At 63.6% G+C, this 21,563-nt stretch carries 15 protein-coding genes and 1 other RNA gene; 5 read left to right on the top strand and 11 right to left on the bottom strand.

The features are described 5' to 3' along the window. Positions 1–142 precede the first annotated feature (142 nt). The 4 genes from CSQ92_RS00555 to CSQ92_RS00540 all read right to left on the bottom strand — a co-directional run bounded on the left by CSQ92_RS00555 (position 143) and on the right by CSQ92_RS00540 (position 5,609). On the bottom strand, positions 143–2,188 hold the full coding sequence (locus CSQ92_RS00555; RefSeq protein ID WP_099392946.1) for a putative bifunctional diguanylate cyclase/phosphodiesterase: 2,046 nt from the start codon (positions 2,186–2,188) through the stop codon (positions 143–145). Position 2,189: 1 nt separating this feature from the next. Continuing rightward, a complete protein-coding gene (locus CSQ92_RS00550; protein ID WP_306532411.1) occupies positions 2,190–3,278 on the bottom strand; it encodes an EAL and HDOD domain-containing protein in 1,089 nt (362 codons plus the stop codon). A 302-nt stretch (positions 3,279–3,580) separates the two neighbouring features. Then, positions 3,581–4,210, bottom strand: coding sequence for a response regulator transcription factor (locus CSQ92_RS00545; RefSeq protein WP_034786606.1), 630 nt, complete (start codon positions 4,208–4,210; stop codon positions 3,581–3,583). A gap of 28 nt (positions 4,211–4,238) precedes the next feature. Further along, positions 4,239–5,609 carry a cache domain-containing protein gene (locus tag CSQ92_RS00540; RefSeq protein ID WP_099392944.1) on the bottom strand — a complete coding sequence of 457 codons (1,371 nt, stop codon included), beginning with the start codon at positions 5,607–5,609 and terminating at the stop codon, positions 4,239–4,241. 241 nt (positions 5,610–5,850) lie between these two features. Between CSQ92_RS00540 and CSQ92_RS00535 the strand changes: the two genes are divergently transcribed. The 4 genes from CSQ92_RS00535 to CSQ92_RS00520 all read left to right on the top strand — a co-directional run bounded on the left by CSQ92_RS00535 (position 5,851) and on the right by CSQ92_RS00520 (position 13,358). Continuing rightward, positions 5,851–7,911 (top strand): carbon starvation CstA family protein, encoded by a 2,061-nt coding sequence (locus CSQ92_RS00535; protein ID WP_099392943.1) that lies wholly within the window; start codon positions 5,851–5,853, stop codon positions 7,909–7,911. Further along, on the top strand, positions 7,911–8,111 hold the full coding sequence (locus tag CSQ92_RS00530) for a YbdD/YjiX family protein (RefSeq protein ID WP_099388506.1): 201 nt from the start codon (positions 7,911–7,913) through the stop codon (positions 8,109–8,111). The genes CSQ92_RS00535 and CSQ92_RS00530 overlap by 1 nt, the downstream gene beginning before the upstream one ends. Positions 8,112–8,335: 224 nt before the next feature. Next, entirely contained in the window at positions 8,336–11,197 is a 2,862-nt protein-coding gene (locus CSQ92_RS00525; RefSeq protein WP_099392942.1) for a hybrid sensor histidine kinase/response regulator, read from the top strand. Position 11,198: 1 nt separating this feature from the next. Continuing rightward, a complete protein-coding gene (locus tag CSQ92_RS00520) occupies positions 11,199–13,358 on the top strand; it encodes a putative bifunctional diguanylate cyclase/phosphodiesterase (RefSeq protein WP_034786602.1) in 2,160 nt (719 codons plus the stop codon). Here the strand turns inward: CSQ92_RS00520 and CSQ92_RS00515 are convergent. The 5 genes from CSQ92_RS00515 to dnaX form a co-directional block, all read right to left on the bottom strand. Beyond that, positions 13,327–14,475, bottom strand: a complete 1,149-nt coding sequence (locus CSQ92_RS00515) for an esterase-like activity of phytase family protein (RefSeq protein ID WP_099392941.1) — start codon at positions 14,473–14,475, stop codon at positions 13,327–13,329. The genes CSQ92_RS00520 and CSQ92_RS00515 overlap by 32 nt on opposite strands. A 100-nt stretch (positions 14,476–14,575) precedes the next feature. Continuing rightward, the gene (locus CSQ92_RS00510; protein ID WP_099392940.1) at positions 14,576–15,796 is read right to left on the bottom strand and encodes a CaiB/BaiF CoA transferase family protein; all 1,221 of its coding nucleotides are present in this window, start codon (positions 15,794–15,796) and stop codon (positions 14,576–14,578) included. 7 nt (positions 15,797–15,803) lie between these two features. Beyond that, positions 15,804–16,394, bottom strand: coding sequence for a recombination mediator RecR (recR, locus tag CSQ92_RS00505; protein WP_034786598.1), 591 nt, complete (start codon positions 16,392–16,394; stop codon positions 15,804–15,806). A 47-nt stretch (positions 16,395–16,441) separates the two neighbouring features. Beyond that, entirely contained in the window at positions 16,442–16,768 is a 327-nt protein-coding gene (locus tag CSQ92_RS00500; protein WP_034759121.1) for a YbaB/EbfC family nucleoid-associated protein, read from the bottom strand. Between the two features lie 41 nt (positions 16,769–16,809). Then, positions 16,810–19,119, bottom strand: a complete 2,310-nt coding sequence (dnaX, locus tag CSQ92_RS00495) for a DNA polymerase III subunit gamma/tau (protein WP_099392939.1) — start codon at positions 19,117–19,119, stop codon at positions 16,810–16,812. A 56-nt stretch (positions 19,120–19,175) separates the two neighbouring features. On the opposite strand from dnaX, the gene CSQ92_RS28955 reads away from it, so the two are divergent. Next, positions 19,176–19,328 (top strand): hypothetical protein, encoded by a 153-nt coding sequence (locus tag CSQ92_RS28955; RefSeq protein ID WP_161789605.1) that lies wholly within the window; start codon positions 19,176–19,178, stop codon positions 19,326–19,328. 28 nt (positions 19,329–19,356) lie between these two features. Here CSQ92_RS28955 and ffs read toward each other — a convergent pair. Together ffs and ubiD are read right to left on the bottom strand one after the other, a co-directional pair. Then, positions 19,357–19,455: signal recognition particle sRNA small type (gene ffs / locus CSQ92_RS00490), an RNA gene on the bottom strand. A gap of 181 nt (positions 19,456–19,636) precedes the next feature. Then, positions 19,637–21,121, bottom strand: coding sequence for a 4-hydroxy-3-polyprenylbenzoate decarboxylase (ubiD, locus tag CSQ92_RS00485; RefSeq protein WP_099392938.1), 1,485 nt, complete (start codon positions 21,119–21,121; stop codon positions 19,637–19,639). Between the last annotated feature and the right edge of the window lie 442 nt (positions 21,122–21,563).

The raw sequence follows: 21,563 nt of genomic DNA, 5'->3' as shown, positions 1-21,563 counted from the left end.
AAAGGTCCGTGGCTTACCAATGGCGAGTAGTCAGTGCCGCGTATTTAAACCTCACAGCAACCTCCGGGGTCAGACCCGGCGGGTCTGATCCCAGCCCTTCGCCTATGGGTTCCATATTTGCGCCGGTACGCCAACGGGAAGCCTAAACGCCCCAATTCTCCCTCAGCGCCCTTTCGAACTCCCCCGCCGGCAACGGCCGCGAGAACAGATAGCCCTGCACTTCGTCGCAGCCAGAACTCTTCAGGAAGGCCAGCTGCTCCGCCGTTTCCACGCCTTCCGCGATGACTTTATGGTGCAGCTGCTGGGCGATGCTGATGATGGTGCTGGCGATGGCGCAGTCGCTGGCATCTGTCGGAATGCCGGTGGTGAACGAGCGGTCGATCTTTAATGTGTCGATGGGGAAACGCTTGAGGTAGGACAAACTTGAGTAACCAGTGCCGAAATCGTCCAGCGACAGGGCCACGCCCAGCGCCGTGATGCGGTCCATGATGCCGATGACCCTCTCGATGTTGTGCATCAGGGTGCTTTCCGTGATTTCCAGCTCCAGCCAGGCCGCCTCCAGGCCGTAGCGGGCCAGGGTCGCGGCCACCCTGGCGGGCAGGGCTGCCGTGAATTCGCGTGCGGACACGTTGACGGCCAGGCGGATCGGCGGCAGGCCGGCCAGTTTCCACGCTTGCGCCTGGGCGCAGGCCGCTTCCAGCACCCATTCGCCCACTTGCACCACCAGCCCCGTCGATTCGGCCAAAGGAATAAACTCGGCGGGCGGGATCATGCCGTGCTGCGGGTGGTGCCAGCGCACCAGGGCTTCGGCGCCGATGATGCGCCCGCTGGCCAAGGCATACTTTGGCTGGTAGTGCAGCAGCAGTTGCTGCTCAGACAGGGCCTGGCGCAAGCCTGTTTCCAGCCGCATGCGCGCCTGCATGCCCAGGTTCATGTCCTGGCTGTAGAAGGCCACGCTTTCCGCTTCGCCGCCGCTGTCCTGTTTGGCCCGGTACATGGCGATATCGGCCAGGCGCAGCAGGGTTTCCGCGTCCTGCCCGTCTTGCGGATACACGCTGATGCCGATGCTGGCACCCACGCGCAAGTCGTGGCCTTCGATCAAAAACGGTTCCACCAGCGAGGCCAGCAGCTTTTGCGCCACCATGCTGGCCTCGAAATGCTGGCCGATGTCGAACAGGCCGACGGCGAACTCGTCGCCGCCCAGGCGCGCCACCAGGTCCTGGTCGCGCAAGGCGTGGCGGAAACGCAGCGAGACTTGCCGCAGCAGTTCGTCGCCGATGCGCCGGCCCAGGGTGTCGTTGATCAGTTTAAAACGGTTCAAGTCGATGAACAGCACGCAGCCGAGCATCTTGCTGCGCTGCGCCACGCTGAGGGCCTGGTCGACCAGCTTGGCCAGCAAGGTACGGTTAGGCAGGCTGGTCAGGGGGTCGTAATAGGCCAGGTGGTGCAGGCGCTCTTCGGCCAGCTTGCGCTCCGTGATGTCCGTCAGGTAGGCGATGAGTCCGATGGGCTTGTCGTCCAGGTCTTGCAGCGGCGACAAGGACAGGCTGGCCCAGAAGATCTCGCCCGACTTCTTTCGGCGGCGCACCTCCATCAGGCGCCCTCCCTGCTCCAGGAAAGCGTCGTGGAAACCCGTGTCTTCGTCGTCATACAGGAACAGGATGTTGCGCCCCACGGCTTCCACCGAGGTGTAACCGAACAGGCGCTCGGCGCCCTTGTTCCAGCTGGTGATGTAGCCGGTCAAGTCCATCGTCAGCACGGATTCGTGCAATTGATCGAGGATTTGCGTCTGCTGCGCCAGCAAGGCTTCGACTTGCGCGTAAGCATGGGTCGAGCGTTGCGCCAGCGAATGCACTTGCAAGACGCCGGCCGTCAACGATGCAAGGCTGGCCAGGTGGCGGCGGTCGGCGTCGTTATACAGCGGGCGCCCCGCCACGCTGTAATGGCCGAAGCAGTGGCCGTCGAAACTGATTTCCTGCAGCAATGCGGGCGTATCGTCGGGAAACAGCGCGGCTGGCGCAGCGGCGTCCATACTGGCCGCAGGCAGGAACCGGCCATGCGGGCTGGCCATCACGGCGCTGGCGATACGGCCCAGCTCGGCCACCAGCGCAGGGCCGCGCAAACGCACGACGGCGTCGCACAGGGCGGCGCTGTCACCGAGGAAATCCGACACCGGAAACAGGGTCATGCTAGAGGTTCCGGCTGACCTGGATGGCCCATTGGTAGGCCTGCAGCAGGCTGCGCCAATAGGTTTCTCCATCGATGCCGGCGCGGCGCAAGCCCTCGGGCGGCGGCGCGGCGCTTTCGACCAGCGCCAGCAAGGTGCCCAGTTCGCCACTGCGCTCCAACAAGGCGGCGCTCACTTCCGGCGCCAGATTCAGGGTGGCGATGATCTCTTCCATCGGCATGCCCAGCAGGACGTCGAGCAGCGAAAACACGCCCGCCATGAAGGCCAGGTCCTGCGCGTCGCGGTCGCCGCCGCGCAGCTGGCACAGCGCTTCCATCTGCGCCGCGCGCACGGCCGCCAGCGGCAGCAGCGCGTGGATCTTGCCATCGTCCTGTTGCCGCGCATACAGCAGCAGTTGCAGCCAGCGCTGCAGCTGGCGCCGGCCCAGCAGGGTGATGGCCTGGCTGAAGCTGGTAATCGGCGCCGTGAAGCCGAAGGCGGCTGAATTGACCAGTTTCAATAAATGATAGCTGAGCGATGGATCTTGCTTGAGCGGCACTTCCAGCTCGTGCGCGTCCGCATCGCGGGCCAGTAAACCCAGCAGCGCCAGCAGGCGGCGCCGCGACGTGGCGTCTTCCGGCTCGCTTTGCTGGCGCGCATGGTGCAGCGCGTAATCGCCGGCAAACCAGCTCACGCCGAGTTCTTGCAAGGCAGCAAGCTGCCCCGCGTCGGCGATGTTGTAGGCCAGGTGCGGCCCCGCCAAGGGCAGCAACTGGTGCAGGGCCGGGCGCGCGCCGGACGCGTCAAAGCTCAGCGCGCGCGCGTCGACTTGCGCCGCCGCCACGGGACCGGCATCGGCGCCATCGAGGATGAGGCGGTAGCCGGCGTCGCGCCATTGCTGGCATTTTTTCTGGATCTGCTTGTCGCCGGCAAGATGGGCCGGCAAACGGAAGATGGTGCGTTGCGGCGCCAATTGCGCCAGCACGGCCTCGTCCACGCCATGCGGGTCGGCCAGGGGAATGATGCAGTCGAGCGGCGCCAGGAAGGCATACGCATCGGCGGCGGCCAGCGCCGCCAGCAGCGGCGCCGTCGAGGCCTGCGGTACATGCAAGGTGACAGCGACCCACTCGTTATGAGCATTGGCAACTGCTTGTAATCCCACCAACGGAAACAGGTTTGATTCAGACGCTGACATCGGTATCTCAGTGTGGGTAGGGCGCCATAGTAAATAAACTGACCAGCATTGGCAACCCTGGCCCGACAGGGATGCCATTTCGACAGCGAGAATCATTCTATCCGAATCTCACCCATGAAACAGTTTAATTTTGGCAATAAATATTCAAAAAGAACATTCCCCCGCGAGACCCGCCTGCCATGCGGGTTTGACAAAAACACGGCACGGCGCGCGCATTCTCAGGCGCTGCCGCCATGCGCGTGCTCGACCGCATATTTGATCAATTCGGCCTGCCCTTCGATGCCCAGCTTGCGCTTGATGTTCAGCCGGTGCGTCTCCACCGTGCGCACGCTCAGGTCGAGGTCGCGGGCGATCTGCTTGTTCGACTGGCCCGCCGCGATGTGCTGCAGCACTTGCTGTTCGCGCGTGGTGAGGAAGGAATCGTGCACCTGCGGGCGCGACAGTTGCCGCGCCAGGGCCGCGCTGTAATAGATGCCGCCGGACATCACCGTCTCGATGGCGAAGACGATATCTTTCCCAGGAGCATCTTTGAGCACGTAGCCGCGCGCCCCGGCGGCGATGGCTTGCGACACATATTCGAGCTTGTCGTGCATGGACAGGATCAGCACGGCAATCTGCGGAAACGCCTGCTTGAACAGCGCCGTCGCTTCGATGCCGTTGATGCCGCGCATATTAATATCCATCAACACGAGATCCACCTGGTGCGCGCGCGCCTGGCTCAACGCCTCGTCGGCGCCGCCCGCCTCGGCCACCACGTCGAAATGCGCCACCGCCTCCAGGCGCGCGCGCAAGCCGTCGCGTACGAGGGGGTGGTCGTCCACCAGCAGGATGTTGATCTTCTCGCTCATGTCTCGGTATCTTCTCGGTATTTATTCATCAGTGTGTCGGTGGAAGGGCGAGCCGCGCCAGCACCAGGGTACCGGCCGCAGACGAGGTGATGTGCAGGCTGCCGCCGATGGCTTCCATGCGTTCCGTCATGTTGCGCAGGCCGATGCCGCGCTGCGGATGCAGGGCGATGCCGTCGAAATCAAAGCCGCCGCCATTATCCTGGATGCGCAATTCCACGGCCTTGCCCGCCTCGTGCAAGCTCACTTCCACGCCGTGGGCGTGGGCATGGCGCTCGCAATTGGTCAGCGCTTCCTGGGCGATGCGGAACAATACGGTATTGACCATGTCCGGCAAGCCCTCGCCCGCCGCCGCCGGGCTGGCCGTGAAACTGGCTTGCGCGCTGCTGCTGTCGTTAAATTCATGCACGAGGTGGTCGAGCGCGGCGGCCAGGCCCAGGTCGTCGAGGATGGCCGGGCGCAGGTTGTGCGAAATGCGCCGCACTTCGCCCAGCACCTTGTTGAGTTGCTCGGCGGCCCGCTCGAAGGTGGCGGGCGCCTTGTCTTTCTGTTCTGCATTGCCGGCCAGGCGCGCGATGCCCGCCTCGATCTGCAGCTTGATGGACACCAGCCACTGGCTGATGCCATCATGCAAGTCGCGCGACAGCCGCGCCCGCTCTTCTTCCTGCGATTCCACCACGCGCTGCGCCAGCACTTTCAGCTTGGCGTCGGCCACCCGCAATTCGCGCAGGTTCAGCACGAGGCCGCAGGCGGCCACCAGCAGGGAGCCGAGGATGGCGATGGCGGCGATCAGTTCCATGGTCGAGCGGATATTGCGCGACTGCTGGGCATCAACCTTGGCCAGCGCCTGGTCCACGTCATCCATATAAATGCCGGTGCCCATCATCCAGCCCCATTCCGGCATCAGGATCACATAGCCGAGCTTGGGGGCGGACTTGTTCGTCGACGGCTTGATCCAGTTGTAGCGCTCGAAGCCGCCGCCGCTCTTCGCCCGCTGCATCAGGCGCTGGATGGTCAGATTGCCCTCGGCGTCGCGCAATTGCCACAGATTCTGCCCCACCAGTTCGGGCTGGCGCGGATGCATCAGCGACTTGCCCTGCAAATCATAGATGAAGAAATAGCCGTCGTCGCCATAGCTGAGGGCGGACAGGATGCGCTTGGCCTCCTCTTGCGTGGCCTCATCCTTGCGCCCCGACTGGTACAGGGAAGCGATGGAATGGCTGGCCAGGGTCACGTAATGCTTGAGCTCAGCTTCCTTGCTGGCCAAATACGCCTGCTGGATGGTGGCGCGCTGCTGCTCGGCCAGGGTGATGGCCTGGTGCCGCACAGCAAATGCAATGGCGCACAGGGCGAGGATCAGCGGCGTGATGGCCAGGAAGATGACTTTCTGTCTGAGTTTCATGGCCTGGCGCTCCGGCGGCGTCGATGCTGGTGGGAATGCGTGATTTTACGTCGCGGCACGGCGATCGGTCTGCGTAGTAATACTGAGCGTTACTGCGTAGTCGTGCGCTTGCGGCAATTATACGATTCCTGAATACTCGCCATAAGCTGCAAACACCCAATTCACACCCAAACTGGCGACGACCAGGCTCGGCAGCACACATCATCGCACGGCACAGCGCCCGTCAATCTCTGGAGGAAGCATGAACCGCATTTTCAAACAACTGGGCTGGGCAGCGCTTGCGCTGGCAGGCGCCGGGTCCCTGGGCGTCGTCGCCCTGCAACGTGGCGAACCGATCAGCGCGATCTGGATCGTCATCGCCGCCGTCTGCGTGTATCTGATCGCCTACCGTTTCTACAGCCTGTTCATCGCCGACAAGGTGCTGGGCCTGGACGCACGCCGCATGACGCCTGCTTTCAAGCACAACGATGGCCTCGATCACGTGCCGACGAATAAATATGTGTTGTTCGGCCACCATTTCGCGGCGATCGCCGGCGCCGGCCCCCTGGTCGGCCCCGTGCTGGCCGCGCAGATGGGCTATCTGCCCGGCATGCTGTGGATCTTGGCGGGCGTGGTGTTTGCGGGCGCCGTGCAGGATTTCATCGTGCTGTTCATTTCCATGCGCCGCGATGGCCGCTCGCTGGGCGACCTGATCAAGGCTGAACTGGGCGAAATTCCCGGCATGATTGCACTCCTGGGCTGCTTCATGATCATGGTCATCATCCTGGCCGTACTGGCATTGATCGTCGTCAAGGCGCTGACCGGTTCCCCATGGGGCAGCTTCACCGTGATGGCAACGATCCCCATCGCGCTGTTCATGGGCGTGTATTCGCGCTTCATCCGCGTGGGCCGCATTGGCGAAATTTCCATCATCGGTTTTGTCTTGCTGATGCTGGCCATCATCGGCGGCCAGTACGTGCAGGAACACGCCGTGCTGGGCCCGATGTTCACGTTCACGGGTACGGAACTGACATGGATGCTGATCGGCTACGGCTTCATCGCTTCCGTGCTGCCCGTGTGGCTGCTGCTGGCGCCGCGCGACTACCTGTCTACTTTTCTCAAAATCGGCACCATCCTGGGCCTGGCCATCGGCATCATCGTCGTTGCGCCGTACCTGAAAATGCCGGCCATGACCAAGTTCATCGACGGCTCCGGCCCCGTCTGGTCGGGCAATCTGTTCCCCTTCCTGTTCATCACCATCGCCTGCGGCGCCGTGTCCGGCTTCCACGCCTTGATTTCCTCGGGCACCACGCCGAAGATGATTGAAAACGAAAGCCACGCCCGCTTCATCGGCTATGGCGCCATGCTGATGGAATCGTTTGTGGCCATCATGGCCCTGGTGGCCGCCTCGACCATCGAGCCGGGCATCTATTTCGCCATGAACAGCCCGGCCGCCCTGATCGGTACGACAGCCGAGTCCGCCGCACAGGCGATCTCGCAGTGGGGCTTCTATGTGACGCCGGACATGCTGACGCAGACGGCCAAGGACGTTGGCGAACACAGCATCATCTCGCGCGCCGGCGGCGCACCGACCCTGGCCGTCGGCATGGCGCAGATTCTGTCCGGCGCCATCGGCGGCAAGGCCATGATGGCCTTCTGGTACCACTTCGCCATCCTGTTCGAAGCGCTGTTCATCCTGACGGCCGTCGATGCGGGCACGCGTGCCGGCCGCTTCATGCTGCAAGACTTGCTGGGCAGCTTCGTGCCAGCTTTGAAACAGACGGAAAACGTCATCGCCAACCTGCTGGCCACGGGCCTGTGCGTGGCGGCCTGGGGCTACTTCCTGTACCAGGGCGTGGTCGATCCGCTGGGCGGCATCAACACCCTGTGGCCGCTGTTCGGCATCGCCAACCAGATGCTGGCGGCCATCGCGCTGATCCTCGGCACCTGCGTGCTGTTCAAGATGAAGCGTGGCCAGTATGCGTGGGTCACCATCACGCCGACGATCTGGCTGCTGCTGTGCACCCTGACGGCGGGCTGGCAAAAGATTTTCGACGCCAACCCGCGCGTCGGCTTCCTCGCGCACGCCAAGAAATACTCGGCGGCCCTGGATGAAGGCACCCTGCTGGCGCCGGCCAAGTCGGTGGCGCAGATGCAACAGATCATCTTCAACGATTACCTGGACGCCGGCCTGGCCGCCTTCTTCGTCATCGTCGTGATCAGCGTGCTGTTCTTCGGCATCCGCACCATCATGAAGGCGCGCGCCGACAGCCGTCCGAGCACCAAGGAAACGCCGTTCCAGGCCATGCCCACGGTGCAATGATGATAGACGAAATCATCAAGGCGGGTCGGTATCTGGGGCAAAGCATGCGGCTGATGTGCGGCTTGCCCGAGTACGACACCTACGTGGCCCACCGGGAAGTCACCCATCCCGACGAGCCGATGATGACGTATGAAGAGTTCTTCCGCGAACGGCAGGAAGCCCGCTACGGCGGAGCGGGCAAACGCGGAGGTTGTTGTTAGTAGCGGGGTCAGACCCTTCGGGTCTGACCCCAGCTTTTCACCGGGTTTGATTTTATGAACCCCAAAAGCAACAACTGGGGTCAGACCCGACAGGGTCCGACCCCGGAGTTCCCCTCCCCTCTCTTCCCTTAGACCCACATCAACATCTGGGTGTGTCTTCGCGTCTATATTTTTCCAATAGGAATTAAATAACAGTCAACGGGCGACCGGGGAAGCAGCGACTCATGTTCAATTTCCAACGCTCCAGCATCAGCCAGAAGCTGACCATGATTTCGGTACTGTCATCGGGCTGCGCGCTGCTGCTGGTGTTCGTGGCGTTTGCGCTGACGTCCGTGCTCAGCCACAAGAACGATGAAGGCAAGCAATTGCTGTCGCTGGCGGGCGTGATCGGTGCGGCCGGCGCGGTGCCTTTGCTGGCGGGTAAATCGGCGCAGGGGCAGGCGGAACAGGTGCTGGCGGCCTTGTCCGCGCGCGACGAGGTAGCCCAGGCGGCCCTGTTCGATAAGGGCGGGCGTTTGTTCGCCCTGTACCGCGCGCCGCAGCATGCGGACGGCCTGCCGGCGCCGGAAGACATGGACCCGGCCTTGCTGGCCGACATGGCCGTGCAGCCCGTCACGCAAGGTTCGGGCACGACCCTGGCGCCGGCCATGCGTTTGTACCGCCCCGTCTACCGGCCAGGCGAGCCGCAACAGATCATCGGCGCCGTGCTGATCGAGGCGGACCTGAACCACATGTGGCGCGACATCGGCCGCCACGTGGGCGCCATCGGCGGCGCCACCGTGCTGTCCTTCCTGATCGCCGTGTTCCTCGCGCGGCGCTTCAAGAGCGTGATCGCCGAACCGATCACCAAACTGATCGATACAGCGCAAAAAGTGTCGAGCAGCCAGACCTACAGCCACCGCATCGCGCACCAGCGCAGCGACGAGCTGGGCGTGCTGATCGACAGTTTCAACGACATGCTGGCGCAGATCGACAGCCGCGACAGCACCCTGGCCAATTACCGCGACCAGCTCGAACGCCAGGTGGGCGTGCGCACGGCGCAGCTGGAAAAGGCCAAGGATGCGGCCGAGGCGGCCAGTCACGCGAAAAGCGCCTTCCTCGCCACCATGAGCCATGAAATCCGCACGCCGATGAATGGCGTGCTGGGCATGACGGAACTGCTGCTGGCCAGCCCTTTGAGCCCGCAGCAGCGCCACTACACGAGCATGGTGCAGCGCTCGGGACAGAATTTGCTGGTGATCATCAACGACATCCTCGACTTTTCCAAGATCGAGGCGGGCAAGCTGAGCGTGGAATACATCCGCTTCAATTTCCGCGAATTGCTCGACGACATAGAACACGTGTTCGCGCCGCAGGCGGAAGCGAAAAACATCAGCCTGGAATTCGATATCGCCTACGACATCCCCATCGCCATCTGCGGCGACCCGAACCGTTTGCGCCAGATCATCGTCAATCTGCTGGGCAATGCCATCAAGTTCACGGAAACGGGCAAGGTCACGGTGAAAGTGACCGTGTGCAGCGAAGACGCACCCAGCGTGGGCTTGCGTTTCGAGGTGCACGACACGGGCATCGGCGTGTCGAACGAGGCGCAGACGCGCATCTTCGAATCGTTCTCGCAGGCGGACGGTTCGACCACGCGCAAGCACGGCGGCACGGGCCTGGGGCTGACGATCTCGAAACAGCTGGTGGAGCTGATGGGCGGCACTATCGGCGTTGATAATGCTTTAACGCAAGGCTCGATCTTCTGGTTCGAAGTAAATTTCGATAAGCGGCGGGTCGACAGCGACGACCCGTCCTTCAACCTGAAAACCACGCGAGGGTTACGCGCCTTGATCGTCGACCACACACCCGCCACGCGCGCCGTGCTGGAGCGGCAACTGGCCAGCTGGCACATCGTCAGCGACAGCGCCGGCACGGCCAGCGACTGCCTGGGCAAGCTGCGCGCGGCGGCCCAGGCGGGCACGCCGTATGCCGTGGCCCTGCTGGACATGGAATTGCCGCGCACCAGCGGCCTGGCCCTGGCCGCCAACATCAAGAGCGATCCGCTGCTGGCCGACCTCAAATTACTGCTGCTGAGCACGGAACAGGCGGCGGCCGATCCCGTGCAGCGGCGCGAGGCGGGCGTGGCCTTCCAGCTGATCAAGCCGGCCCGCGAATGCGACCTGTTCGACTGCATCGTCACGCCGCCACGCGCCAGCGACATCCTGCGCATCCATCCGCCGCACACGGCGCGCCAGGTAGGCCGGCGCCAGCGCCGCCGCGTGCTGCTGGCCGAGGACAATGCCGTCAACGTGGAAGTGGCGCTGGCCATGCTCGACAGCCTGGGCCTGGACGTCGTCTGCGCGCGCAACGGCGAAGAAGCCTTGCAGGCGGCGCAGGCCGAGGATTTCGATTTGATCTTGATGGATTGCCAGATGCCGGTGATGGATGGCTTTGCCGCCACGGCGGAAATCCGCCGCCACGAACAGCAGTGCGGCCACGCGCGCGTGCTGCCTATCGTCGCCATCACGGCCAATGCGCTGCAGGGCGACCGCGAAGCATGCCTGGCGGCCGGCATGGACGATTACCTGAGCAAACCATTCACGCAGCAAGACCTGGGCCACACGATCGCCCGCTGGATCACCCTGCCGCGCGCGGCCACCGTGCACCACAGCGAAGCGCCGCAGTCACACACGCCGCAGGAGGCGCCGCCCGAAGTGCCACCGCCTGCGCCTGCCTCCGCGATATCGGCCCAGCCGCTGAACCGGCAGGCGCTGGAAAACATCCGCGCCCTGTCCGGCACGGATGGCGATGCGCTGCTCGAACGGGTCATCCTCGCCTTTACCGGCGAGACGCCGCGCCAATTGAGCGCCATGCGCGAAGCGATTGCCGGCGCGGATGCGGAAGCGCTGCGCAAGGTGGCGCACAGCCTCAAGTCGGGCAGCGCCAACGTGGGCGCCGACGGCCTGGCGCAGCTGTGCAAGGAGATGGAAAAACTGGGCCGCGCCGGCAGCACCGAGGGCGCGGCTCCCCTGCTGCAAGAAATGCAGCAGGCCTTCCTGGCCGTACGCGAATCGCTGAACGCCATCCTCGTGAAGGAACACTGACATGACAGCGCCCCTCTCCCCTCCCCGCGGCCTGGTGCTGGTGGCCGACGACGATCCCGTGATGCGCTTGCTGATGCGGCAAATGCTCACGCAGGTGGGCCTGGACGTGATCGAGGCCGAGGACGGCGTGCAAGCCCTGGCCAGCTACAAGCACAGCGGGCCGGACCTGGTCATGCTCGACGTCGACATGCCGGCCATGGACGGCTTTGCCGTGTGCCGCGAAATCCGCCACCAGGAAGTGGGCGGCACGGTGCCCATCATCATGGTCACGGGCGGCGACGAACTGGAAGCCGTCACGCGCGCCTACGAGGTGGGCGCCACGGATTTCATTTCCAAGCCCATCAACTGGCCCATCCTCGGCCACCGCGTGCTGTACGTGCTGCGCGCCAGCGACGCCATCGCCCGCCTGCGCATCGCCGACGCGCACAACCGCGCCGTGCTGGCCGCCATCCCCGACACCTTCTTCCGCCTGAACCGCGAAGGCTTTTATCTCGACTACGAACAGGGGCACGACGCCAGCGCCGGCTTTTCCCTCAGCGACTGCGTGGGCAGCCATATCCGCGATGTGCTGCCGCCCGAAATCGCCGCGCGCCTGCTGGACCAGGCGCACGCCGTGCTGGCCACTCAGCATATCGGCTCGGTCGACTACACGCTCACGCACGAAGACAGCACGCGCCATTTCGAGGCGCGCCTGGTGGCGACGGGGGCCGATGAAGTGCTGGGCCTGGTGCGCGACATCAGCGAGCGCAAGCGCACGGAGGAGCAGATCCGCCGCCTCGCCTATTGCGACAGCCTGACGGGCATCCCCAACCGCCAAGCGTTCCTGGAAACGCTGGAGCGCGAACTGGTGCGCTCGAAGGAACACGACAAGAAATTCGCCGTGCTGTTCATGGACCTCGACGCTTTCAAGCGCATCAACGATACCCTGGGCCACGACGTGGGCGACCATTTGCTCAAGGTGGTGTCCGAGCGCCTGCGCGAAACCATCCGTCCCAGCGACCTGGTGCTGCGCGCAGAGTATGAACTCGACGGCATCTCCGGCGGCAGCAACCTGGCACGCCTGGGCGGCGACGAATTCACGATCCTGATTCCCGACCTGGAGCGGGTGGAGGACGCGCTCAACGTGGCGCATCGCGTGAAAGAAGCCATGCGCCGGCCCTTCATGATCGAAGGACACGAGATTTTCGTCACGGCCAGCATCGGTATCTCGCTGTATCCGGAAGATGGCGAGGATTGCAACTCGCTGCTCAAATATGCGGACACGGCCATGTACCACGCGAAGAACTGCGGCAAGAACAACGCCAAGCTGTACAGCTCATCGCTGACGATGGAAATCATGAGCCACGTCAAGATGGAGGTGGGCCTGCGCAAAGCCTTGCAGAACAACGAGCTGTATCTGCTGTACCAGCCGCAGATCGACGTGCCCAGCACGCAGATCGTCGGCGTGGAAGCGCTGGTGCGCTGGCGCCATCCCGAACGGGGCATCATCTCGCCCACGGAATTCATCCCGCTGGCCGAAGAGACGGGGTTGATCGTGCCGATCGGCGAATGGGTGCTGCGCACGGCGTGCAACCAGGCCAAGGCGTGGCAAAGCGACGGCGGACGCGCCATCCGCATGGCCGTGAACCTGTCGGCCAAGCAATTCAAGGATGAAAACCTGATGCAGATCGTGCTCTCGGCTCTGGCCGACACGGGCCTCGACGCGCGCCTGCTGGAACTGGAATTGACGGAAGGCACCTTGATGGACGATGCGCGCGCCACCATGGTGACCCTGGAGCAATTGCGCGGCATCGGCGTGTACCTGTCGATCGACGACTTCGGCACGGGATATTCTTCAATGAATTACCTGAAACGCTTCGATGTGCGGGCCTTGAAGATCGACAAGAGTTTTATTGCCGGCTTGCCGCAGGATACGGAAAACGCGGCCATCACGCGCGCCATCATCGCCATGGCGCATGGCTTGAAGATGGTGGTGGTGGCCGAGGGCGTGGAAACGGACGAGCAACTGCTGATGCTGGAAGAATACGGCTGCGACATGGCGCAGGGATACTTCCTGGGCCACCCGTCGCCGCACGACACGATCACGGCCATGCTGGCCAGGCAGAGGGGCCAGTTGGCCAGCGTGGAAACTAGAGCACTTCGAAGGCAAGGATTTGCGTGACTTGCTGGGCGTTGAAATTGTCGTCGGAAATCATCACCAGGCTGCGGCGGCCGTTTTCCAGACGCGGCCCCCAGCTGATGCCTTCGATATTGTCGACTCTTTCAAGGCCGGTCTTTTCCAGGTCCAGCAGCAATCGCTTGCGCGCCGGCACATAGCTGGCGCCCGCCAGCGCCGGAATGGCCTGGATATCGGTGGCGCCCTGCGTTTCCATCTCGTAGATGCGCACGTGATTCGTATACAGGCCATCGGCGTGTTCCACGCCGGCCCGCTCCACCACCAGCAGCTGGTGATCGTTGACGGCGAGGATTTCCGACACGCCATTGTCCGCTTCCTTCCCCGGCGCGGGCCGCGACGCCACGGGCTCAATCGGATACGCGTACTGGCCCAGCACGCTGCCGGCGCGGTCCAGGCGCGTAATGCGCACCACGGAGCCGATGTCGGGCGTGGCCAGCGGAGCATCCTGGTACAGGGCCGCTTCCATGCCCAGCCACAGGCTCTTGCCATCCGAAGAAAACGACAGCGCTTCAAAGCTCATGTTGTTGCGCGAGCCGATTTCATCCTTCGCAACCTTGAACATGGCCGGCGTGGGCAAGGTGGCCAGGTAGTGGCCGCCACTATCGGCATGGCGCACGAACGGGTCCAAGCCCACCTTGCGGTTGCCTTCGCTGCCGTACCACAGGCTGCCGTCCTGGGGATCGACGCGGATGGTTTCGATGTCGGGTACCTGGTCGCCCTGCTCCAGCTTTGCATGCGCCAGGTTCGGATAGCGGCTGCCGTCGGGCTGCGTGAAGAAATGCACGCTGGCCAGGGTCACGCCCGTAAACGCCTTGCTGTCGTAGGCCAAGGTGGCGCGGTAGAAGCGGGCCGGATTGATTGCCGAGCGGTCATCGCTTTCCATCACCCAGCTCTTGTTGGCCGCATCGTAATCGATGCCGGACAAGCCGCCCACCGTGGTGCCCTCGAACGGGTATTTCAAGGCGATGCGCTGTTCGCCGATCAGGCGCAAGCCCGTGACCGGTGCGTCGCGGGGGAAGCTGGCGCAGGCGGAAAAGAGGATGGAGATGGCCAGCGCGGGGATCAGACGCGCACGGGGGGCGCGGAGGGACGACTGCTTCACGATATTCCTTAATAAAACCCAAAGGACAGAATCCGGGGTCAGACCCTGAGGGTCCGACCCCAGCCCTTGCCTGGGGTCAAGATGATTTACCAAGCTAAACCTACACCACCCCATCGGCCTTCAGCCGCGCGATGGCGGCCGCGTCATAACCCAGCGACGCCAGCACCTCGTCGTTGTGCTGACCCAGGGTCAGCCCCAGCCACTGGGTCTTGCCCGGCGTGGCGGACAGTTTCGGGCTGATCGCCGGCAATTTCACGGGCGTGCCGTCGGCGAAATGGTGCTGTTCGAACATGTCGCGGGCGAGGAATTGCGGGTCGCTCAGCATGTCGCGCACCGAGTAGATTTTGCCGGCCGGTACGTCGGCTGCCTTCAACACGGCCAGCGCGCTGTCTATCGTGTGCGTGGCGCACCAGGCGCCGATGGCGTCGTCGATTTCCTGTGTGCGCGCCACCCGGCCGTCGTTGCGCGCCAGTTGCGGGTCGCCCGCCATGTCGATGCGGCCCATGGCCAGCATCAAGCGCTTGAAGATGGCGTCGCCATTGCCAGCAATCACGATATTTTCGCCGTCGCCCGTCGTGTAGGTATTCGAGGGTACGATGCCGGGCAGGGAGCCGCCCGTGCGCTCGCGCACCACGCCCGCCTGGTCGTATTCGGGCACCAAGGACTCCATCAGGTTGAACACGGATTCATACAGGGCCACGTCGACCATCTGCCCTTCGCCGCCATCCCGGCCACCCGTCACGTCGCGGTGACGCAGGGCCATCATGGCGCCGATCACGCCGTGCAGGGCCGCCACGGAGTCGCCGATGGACACGCCCACGCGCACGGGCGGGCGGTCGGCAAAGCCGGACACGTAGCGCAAGCCGCCCATCGATTCGCCGATGGCGCCGAAACCGGGCAAGTCCTTCATCGGCCCCGTCTGGCCAAAGCCGGACAGGCGCACCATGATGAGCGACGGTTTCTCTTTCTTGAGCTGCTCGTAGCCGAGATCCCACTTTTCCAGCACGCCGGGGCGGTAATTCTCGATGATGATGTCCGCTTCCAGGGCCAGCTGGCGCGCGATGGCGCGGCCCTCGGGCGACTTCAGGTTCAAGGTGATGCTTTTCTTGTTGCGTGCCTGCACCGACCACCACAGCGAGGTGCCATCCTTCAGCACGCGCCAAGTACGGATGGGGTCGCCGCCATCGGGCGACTCGATCTTGATCACGTCGGCGCCGAATTCGGCCAGCATGCGGGCACAGAACGGCCCCGCGATCAGGGTGCCCAGTTCCAGCACTTTAATGCCTTGCAATGGACCAGTGGTCGCGGAGGATGTTGTCATGTTGTGCTCAGGTTGCCCTGCGGTCGAGCATCGCGCGGGCAATCGTGCCCGCGTCGACGTATTCCAGTTCGCCGCCCACGGGCACGCCGCGGGCCAGGCGACTCACGCGCAAGCCCCGCGCCTTCAGCATTTCGCTGATGTAGTGGGCCGTGGCTTCGCCTTCATTCGTGAAATTGGTGGCCAGCACCACTTCGCCGACCACGCCATCGTTGGCGCGGTTCAGCAATTTTTCGAGGTGGATATCTTTCGGGCCGATGCCGTCCAGCGGAGAGAGTCGCCCCATGAGGACGAAATACAAGCCCTTGTAGGTGAGCGTCTGCTCGATCATCAGCTGGTCGGCGGGCGTTTCCACCACGCACAGCAAGCGCTTGTCGCGCTCTTCGTCGAGACAGGTCTCGCACACTTCGTGTTCGGTAAACGTATTGCACAGGCCGCAGTGATGCACGGCATCGACGGCCTGGAACAGGGCGCGCGACAGCATGGCCGCGCCTTCCCTATCGTGCTGCAACAAATGAAACGCCATCCGCTGCGCCGACTTGGGGCCGACGCCGGGCAGGCGCCGCAGCGCCTCGGTCAGGAATTCAAGCGACTTGGACATGGATCAACCTTGTCCCGTGCCATAGATCGAGCGCATGCGGTCTTGCATCAGAATGGCATTTTGAAGCCGGCTGGCAAGTTCATGCCGCCAGTCAAGCCCGCCATTTTTTCCGCGGACGTCGCTTCCGCCTTGCGCACGGCGTCGTTGAAGGCGGCGGCCACCAGGTCTTCCAGCATGTCCTTGTCGTCGGCCAGCAGCGACGGGTCGATGGAGACGCGCTTGACGTCGTTCTTGCACGTCATGACGATTTTGACGAGGCCGGCACCGGACTGGCCTTCCACTTCCACCAGCGCCAGTTGTTCCTGGGCCTTTTTCATGTTGTCTTGCATTGCTTGCGCCTGCTTCATCAGGCCAGCCAGTTGATTTTTCATCATGAGAATGCTCCGTTCAATTCAGTTTGTGAGTGTGTTAATCATCAATGCAGGGTCGGCGCGGCGGAGCCGGCCGGTGCAGGGGTAATCGTTCCCGGCACAACAAAAGCGTCGAATGCACGCTTCATGTCGAGCACGAAGGGATCGCTGGCGATGGTTTCTTCCGCTTGCAGCTGGCACGCCTCGCGGTGGGCCTGCGCTTCCGCGCTGGCCGTATACCAGACGGCGCCCAGTTCCGTATCGACATTGACCTTGCGGCCGAAGCGCTCGCTCAGCACGGCAGCCAGTTTTTCCACGTTGGCCGGACTGCGCCACGTGTCGATCGGCACGCGCAGGCGGAACGTGGTGCTGTGACCGTCGTGCAGGCATTCGATCAGCTCGGCCTGCACGGCCAATTGCTGGGCTATGCCGCGCAGGGGCAGCACGGCGGCGACGGCCGGCCAGTTGCCGTCCCAGTCCAGGCCAGGCACGGGCGTGATCACATACGGTCCGCTGGGCGCGGCTTGCTTGGCGGCACGCTGCGGCATGATGACGGCCGGCTGCTCGCTGCTCTGCGCGGCGGGCGCCGACACGGCCGCGGAGGCGCTGTCGTCGGAAAATTCGGTGACCCACGGCGGCAAGTCGTCGTCAGCGGGCGCCTGCTGCTGTGGCGGCGCCTGGCGTACCGGTGCCGCCGTCGATACGGATACCGGTGCTTCCATCACGGCCACGGGTGGCGCGTCGTCCCACGGCGCCGGCGCTTTCGCGGCGGCGGGCGGTGGCGGCGGAGCTGCCTGGACCGGCGCGGCCGGGGCAGCGGCGGCAGGCGCCACTGCTGGTACCGGTGCGGCTGGCTTGGGCGCCGACGATGGCGCCGATGGCGCGCTGCCCGGACGGCCCTTCGAGGCGGCGCGGGCCGCTTCCAGCGCCGCATTGATGGCGGCGCGCGCGGAACTGATCGGGGCGCCCGATGCTGCCGGGGCAGCCGCAGCCGCTGGCGGCGTAGCGGGCGGCGGCGCCATTGGTGCCGGCGCCGGTGCAGCGGCTGGCGCCGGCGCAGCCGCGCGCGGCGGCGGCGCTTCGCTGCGCGCCATGCTGGCGGCTGCGGCGGCGACCACGGCGGGCGGTGTCACGGCGGCGTGGCTGGCCACGCTGTTCGTGGCGGCGCGGGCGGCGGGAGCCGAAGCCCCAGCCGCAGCGCGCGCGGCGGCCACGGCGGCCGGACGGTTGCCCGTGGCAGCGGCCGGTGCAGCCGGCACGCCATCGGCGCCGCCTATGCCGGGCCGAAAGGCCAGCATGCGCAGCAAGGTCATGGTAAAGCCCGCGTATTCATCGGGCGCCAGGCCCAGCTCATTGCGGCCATGCACGGCGATCTGGTAAAACAGCTGCACTTCTTCCGCGTCAAACGCGGAAGCCAGGCGCACGATGTCCGCGTATTCGGGCAAGTCCTGCGGCAAGGCGGCGGGCACGGTTTGCGCCAGCGCAATGCGGTGCAACAAGGTGCCCAGGTCCTGCAAGGCGCCGTTGTAGGACAGGCTGCGCGAAGCCATTTCGTCGGCCACGGCCAGGAGATCGGCGCCATCCTGCTGCGCCAGTGCGTCGAGCAGGCGCACCAGATACGACTGGTCGAGCGCGCCCAGCATGCCTTGCACGGCGTCCAGCGTGACTTCGCCAGCCGCATACGCGATGGCCTGGTCCGTCAGGGACAGCGCATCGCGCATGGAGCCGTGGGCGCCCTGGGCCAGCAGGCGCAAGGCCGGCTGTTCGAAGGCGATGCCCTCTTGCCCCAGGATATTGTCCAGGTGGCTGATGATGTGGCCGGGCGGCATCTGCTTGAGGTTGAACTGCAGGCAGCGCGACAGCACGGTCACGGGAATCTTTTGCGGGTCCGTCGTGGCCAGGATGAACTTCACGTGCTCGGGCGGCTCTTCCAGCGTCTTCAGCATGGAATTGAACGCGTGGTTCGTCAGCATGTGCACCTCATCGATCATATAGACCTTGAAGCGCGCATTGCTTGGCGCATACACGGCTTGCTCGAGCAGCTGCGCCATTTCATCGACGCCACGGTTCGATGCCGCATCCATCTCTATATAGTCGACAAAGCGTCCCGCATCGATCGCCGTGCACGCTTCGCACACGCCGCAAGGCTGGGCCGTGATGCCGCCCGTGCCATCGGGGCCGATGCAATTGAGCGACTTGGCCAGGATGCGCGACAGGGTCGTCTTGCCGACGCCGCGCGTGCCCGTGAACAGGTAGGCGTGATGCAATCGGCCGCTGTGCAAGGCATGCGTGAGCGCGCGCACGACGTGCTCCTGGCCGACGAGCGTCTCGAAATTCTTGGGGCGGTATTTACGGGCGAGGACTTGATAGGACATGCTGAGATTTTACCATGCGATTTTGCGGGTGATCCTGCGCGGCGGGCGCAAGCCTCATGGCCGGGCCATTCAAAATGGCAAACGCGGCAAAGCAGCAATTGTATAACATGGCCAGCTGGAAATATGGAAAACACGGCAAGCCCGGCAATGCTGCGGGCCGGCAAGAAAATGGCGCCGTAAAAGCAAAAAAGCTGCCCATGGCAGCTTGATTGTTGATCCTGATAAAACATTCCCGAAGGAGGCGAGCCTGATCTGCGGCACTCATGGTTAATAGCCGTGGCTGCTTCGTTCCCGACCTGACCAGGTTAGCCATGCCACGATGCGCAGGGGCCCGCCAGGGACAATTATACCCGACCTGGGCAGGATTGGGAAATTGCCGTACTGAACGCGATCATTTTATGCGTAGGTCGGCTTAGGCCGCAGGCCGTAAGCCGACACTGCTGACTACGCAGGCCCTGAACATGCAAGCGCCGCAACGTCGGGTTACGCGCAAGCGCTAACCCGACCTACTTAGCGCCTACAAACCCAGCTCTTGCCAGATGCCATCCACCTTGGCCTTCACTTCCGGCGTCATGGCGATCACCGTGCCCCACTCGCGCGTCGTTTCGCCCGGCCATTTATTCGTCGCGTCGATCCCCATCTTGCTGCCCAGGCCGCTGACCGGCGAGGCGAAGTCCAGGTAATCGATGGGCGTGTTGTCGACCAGCGTGGTGTCGCGGATGGGGTCGACCCGCGTCGTGATGGCCCAGATGACTTCTTTCCAGTCGCGGATATTCACGTCTTCGTCGACCACCACGATGAACTTGGTATACATGAACTGGCGCAGGAAGCTCCACACGCCGAACATCACGCGCTTGGCGTGGCCCGCGTACTGTTTCTTGATCTGCACCACGGCCATGCGGTAGCTGCAGCCTTCGGGCGGCAGATAGAAGTCCGTGATTTCGCTGAACTGCTTTTGCAGCAGCGGCACGAACACTTCATTCAGGGCCAGGCCCAGCACGGCCGGCTCGTCCGGCGGTTTGCCCGTATACGTGGAGTGGTAGATCGGGTCGCGGCGCATGGTGATGCGGTCGATGGTAAACACGGGGAAACTGTCCTGCTCATTATAGTAGCCCGTGTGATCGCCATACGGCCCTTCCAGCGCGTGCTCGTAGCCGCTCGGATGGTTTTCATCCGGGTAGATATGGCCTTCGAGCACGATTTCGGCGGAAGCAGGCACGCGCAGCTCGCTGCCGATGGCTTTCACCAGCTCCGTGCGGCTGCCGCGCAGCAAGCCGGCGAACTGGTATTCGGACAGGCTGTCCGGCACCGGCGTGACGGCCCCTAATATAGTAGCGGGATCGGCGCCCAGCGCGACGGCGATCGGATACGGCTTGCCCTTGCTCTGGATCGCGTGCTCGCGGAAGTCCAGCGCCCCGCCCCGGTGCGCCAGCCAGCGCATGATGACCTTATTACGCCCCAGCACTTGCTGGCGGTAGATGCCCAGGTTTTGCCGCTTCTTGTTCGGCCCCTTGGTGATCACCAGGCCCCAGGTGATCAAGGGAGCGACGTCGCCGGGCCAGCAATGCTGGATCGGCAGGCGCGCCAGGTCGACGTCGTTGCCTTCCCATACGATTTCCTGGCACTTCGCGCCGCGCAACTCCTTCGGCGACATGTCCCACACGGATTTCACCAGCGAACCGAGACCCAGCAGATCCTTGAAATCCTTCGGCGGCTCCGGTTCCTTCAGCCGCGCCAGCACATGGCCGATCTTGCGCAACTCGCTCACATCTTCCGCGCCCATGCCCAGCGCCACGCGGCGCGTGGTGCCGAACAGATTGCCCAGCACCGGCATGTCGTATCCCGTCGGATTGTTGAACAGCAAGGCCGGTCCGCCCGCGCGCAGGGTGCGGTCGCAGACTTCCGTCATCTCCAAAATCGGTGAAATGGGGGTCGAAATGGGCTTAAGTTCACCCATTTGTTGCAGTTGAGAAATAAAATCTCGCAAATCTGAATATTTCATGTGTTTTTAATTTTTTTTGACGTCGGACGCCGTTGCTGAAGGATCTATGCCAAGTAATTGATTTTATTGGCTTTTGGCACAATGCAAGTCAAAAAGTAAGACATAAAAGTAATAAAGAAACGATTCGTTAGTATTGACTTGATATAAAACGGCTTCTACAATTCGCCCAACTTGAAAGAGCACGCCGGCCCAGAGCTTGATTTTAGCGTTTCTCTTTCATTCACGGAGTCGGGGCTCCACATGACATTTTAAGGAGTGTTTTCAAAAGGCGTCTGCCTTACCCCCGGTAAAAGTTGTATTGCGACTGATCCAATACCAAAAACGGGACCGATCAGCTCAAGCAAGCAATGACGGCGTTTCTCGCACGCATCCATACGCGGCGGAAACGATGATATTTCTGATGCACGGCATTGGCAGTACCCACAACACCGCGAGACCGCGG

The sequence above is a fragment of the Janthinobacterium sp. BJB446 genome (assembly GCF_002735655.1).
In the GTDB taxonomy this organism is placed as follows: Bacteria; Pseudomonadota; Gammaproteobacteria; order Burkholderiales; family Burkholderiaceae_D; genus Janthinobacterium; species Janthinobacterium lividum.
Note: the sequence above shows the minus strand (reverse complement) of the source record. Positions and strands in the feature narration are given on the sequence as shown.